Source organism: Micromonospora sp. ALFpr18c, assembly GCF_008868155.1.
Classification (GTDB): Bacteria; Actinomycetota; Actinomycetes; order Mycobacteriales; family Micromonosporaceae; genus Micromonospora.
Genome location: NZ_WBKR01000342.1, coordinates 1 through 2,914, shown reverse-complemented (window position 1 = coordinate 2,914; position 2,914 = coordinate 1). Strand labels below are relative to the sequence as shown.

Genomic DNA, 2,914 nt, shown 5'->3' with positions numbered 1-2,914 from the left:
CGGTCGGGCGCGGTCATGGCCCGACCCTACCGCCGGGCCGGCCGGTGCTGCCGGTGCCGGCGCGCCGCAGCCCGGAACGCGCCCAGCGGGGCCGACCGGGGGTGATCAAGGCCATCCGTTGTTGCCAGGATCTGGCAACAACGAGGCATGGGAAATAGGCTGACCCACGCCGGCCCCGGACGGGTCCGCTGACGCGTGGGAGGTCGCGTGGACACACTGGCGATGCACATCTCGAACGGGATCATCAATGGTCCCGTGGCGGCGGTCTTCGCAGCACTCGCGCTCGCCGTGCTCACCGGCTGCGTCCTGCGCGGCCGACGTGACCTGGACGACCGGCTGGCACCGATGGCCGGCCTGGTGGCCGCGTTCATCTTCGCCGTCCAGATGCTCAACTTTCCGATCTTCACGGCCGGGGTCAGTGGTCACCTGCTCGGTGGCGCGCTCGCCGCGATGCTGGTCGGCCCCTGGGTCGGCGCGCTCTGCGTGGCCGTCGTCCTCGTCGTGCAGGCGCTGATCTTCGGCGACGGCGGCGTGGCGATGCTCGGTCTCAACATCACGAACATGGCGCTGCTCGGCACCGCCGCGGCGTACCTGCTGATCGCCGTGCTGCTGCGGGTGCTGCCCCGTACGCCCGCCGGCCTGGCGGTGACCGCCTTCGTCGCCGCGATGGTCAGCGTGGTCGTCGCGTCGCAGGGCTTCGTCCTGCAGTACTGGCTCGGCGGCACCACCGACCTGGGCGGCAACCTTGCCGGCCTGGCCGGAACGATGGCCGGCGTCCACCTGCTCATCGGCATCGGCGAGGGCCTGATCACCGCGACCACGGTGCTCACCGTCGCGAAGGTGCGCCCCGACCTGGTGTACGCGCTGCGTTCGCTGCGCAAGCCCGCCGCTCCCGCCGTCCCGGTCGCCGGAGGTGTCCGATGAAGAACCGCACCTGGGCCTTCCTGGCCGGCGGCCTGCTGGTCGCCCTGCTGCTCGCCGGCGTGGTGAGCAACTACGCCTCGTCCCACCCGGACGGGCTGGACTCGTCGCTGCTCAAGGGCTGCACGGTCGACGCCGACGACACCATCGTCGCCGGTAGCTGCCCGGCCCAGCAGGCGAAGGACCACGAGCTGGCCGGCAGCCCGCTCGCCGACTACGGCGTCCGCGGCGTGCGGAACGGCTTCGTCTCCACCGGCCTGTCCGGGGTGCTCGGGGTGCTGGTGACCTTCGCGATCGGCGCCGGCGGCTTCTGGCTGCTGCGCCGCCGAGGCACCGCGCCGACCGCCGGCGACGCGCCGACCGCCGGCGACGCGCCGACCGCCGGCGACGCGCCGACCGCCGGCGACGCGCCGACGTCCGCCGAGGGCGACGCCGTGGAGTCCACCGACGAGCGGCGCCACGCCGGCGCCAACGGCTGAGCAGGGGTACGCGGATGGGTGCCGGTCACGGGCACGTGCTGTACCGCGAGTCGGACTCGCCGGTGCATCGGCTCCCGCCCGAGGTCAAGATCGCGGCGATGGTGGTCTTCACCATCGCCGTGGTGGCCACCCCGCGCGAGGCGTTCTGGGCCTTCGGCGCGTACGCCCTGCTGGTGGCCGTGGTGGCGGCGCTGGCCCGGGTGGGGCCGCGGTGGCTGCTCAGCCGGGCGTTGATCGAGCTGCCGTTCGTGCTGTTCGCCGTCGCGCTGCCGTTCCTGGGCGCCGGCGAGCGGGTCGACGTGCTGGGTCTGCGGTTGTCCGAGGACGGGCTGCACGGCGCGTGGAACATCCTGGCCAAGGGCACCCTGGGCGTCCTCGCCTCGCTGCTGCTCGCCGCGACCACCACCACCCGGGACCTGATCGTGGGGTTGGACCGGCTGCACTGCCCGCAGGTGCTGACCCAGATCGCCACGTTCATGCTGCGCTACCTGGACGTGCTGGTCGGCGAGGCGCGGCGGATGCGGGTGGCCCGGATCTCCCGGGGTGACGACCCGCGCTTCCTGTGGCAGGTGCGTGGCTTCGCCGCCGGGATCGGGGCGTTGTTCCTGCGCGCCTTCGAGCGGGGTGAGCGGGTCTACCTGGCGATGCTGTCGCGGGGTTACACCGGGCGGATGCCCGCCGTGTGGCAGGGCGACGGCGCGGCGACCGCCGGCCAGTGGCTGATCGCGGCGACCGTACCGGTGGTGGCGGCCTCCATCGCCGCCACCGCCGTCGTGCTGACATGATCGGTGCCGTGCAGACCGCTGTCTCGCTGGACGTTCGTGGCGTCCGCTACGCGTACCCGGATGGGCACGTCGCCCTGCACGGTGTGGACCTGACGGTGCCGCGCGGCGAGCGGGTGGCGCTGCTCGGGCCCAACGGCGCGGGCAAGACCACGCTGGTGCTGCACCTCAACGGCATCCTCACCCCGACCGAGGGCAGCGTGAGCGTCGGCGGGCTGACCGTCACACCGGACCGGGCCACCCTGTCCGAGGTGCGCCGCCGCGTGGGCATCGTCTTCCAGGACCCGGACGACCAGCTGTTCCTGCCCACGGTGGCGGAGGATGTGGCGTTCGGGCCGGCCAACCTGGGCCTGCGTGGGGCGGAGCTGTCGGCCCGGGTCGACGAGGCCCTGGCGGCGGTGGGGATGGGTGAGCACCGGGACCGGGCGCCGCAGCATCTGTCGTTCGGGCAGCGCCGCCGGGTGGCGGTGGCCACCGTCCTCGCCATGCATCCGGAGATCCTGGTGCTGGACGAGCCGTCGTCGAACCTGGATCCGGCGGCCCGACGCGAGCTGGCCGAGATCCTGCGCGGCCTGCCGGTGACGCTGCTGATGGTCACCCACGACCTGCCGTACGCGGCGGAGCTGTGCGAACGTTCGGTGATCCTGGACAACGGCCGGATCGTGGCTGACGCCCCCACCCCGACGTTGCTGGCCGACGAGACCCTGCTAGCCCGCCACCGCCTGGAACTCC

4 protein-coding genes are annotated in these 2,914 nt (G+C 73.3%); all 4 read left to right on the top strand.

What is annotated here, in order from left to right; genetic code table 11:
• The first annotated feature begins 207 nt into the window (after positions 1–207).
• On the top strand, positions 208–924 hold the full coding sequence (locus F8271_RS30760) for an energy-coupling factor ABC transporter permease (RefSeq protein ID WP_151493294.1): 717 nt from the start codon (positions 208–210) through the stop codon (positions 922–924).
• Positions 921–1,400: a PDGLE domain-containing protein gene (locus tag F8271_RS30755; RefSeq protein WP_151493293.1), complete on the top strand. Its 480-nt coding sequence runs from the start codon at positions 921–923 to the stop codon at positions 1,398–1,400. Before F8271_RS30760 ends, F8271_RS30755 begins: the two co-directional genes overlap by 4 nt.
• Positions 1,401–1,414: 14 nt before the next feature.
• Positions 1,415–2,185, top strand: a complete 771-nt coding sequence (gene cbiQ / locus F8271_RS30750; RefSeq protein WP_151493292.1) for a cobalt ECF transporter T component CbiQ — start codon at positions 1,415–1,417, stop codon at positions 2,183–2,185.
• Positions 2,182–2,914 (top strand): energy-coupling factor ABC transporter ATP-binding protein (locus tag F8271_RS30745; protein WP_151493291.1); only part of this gene is annotated, 733 nt, incomplete at its 3' end. The genes cbiQ and F8271_RS30745, both read left to right, overlap by 4 nt.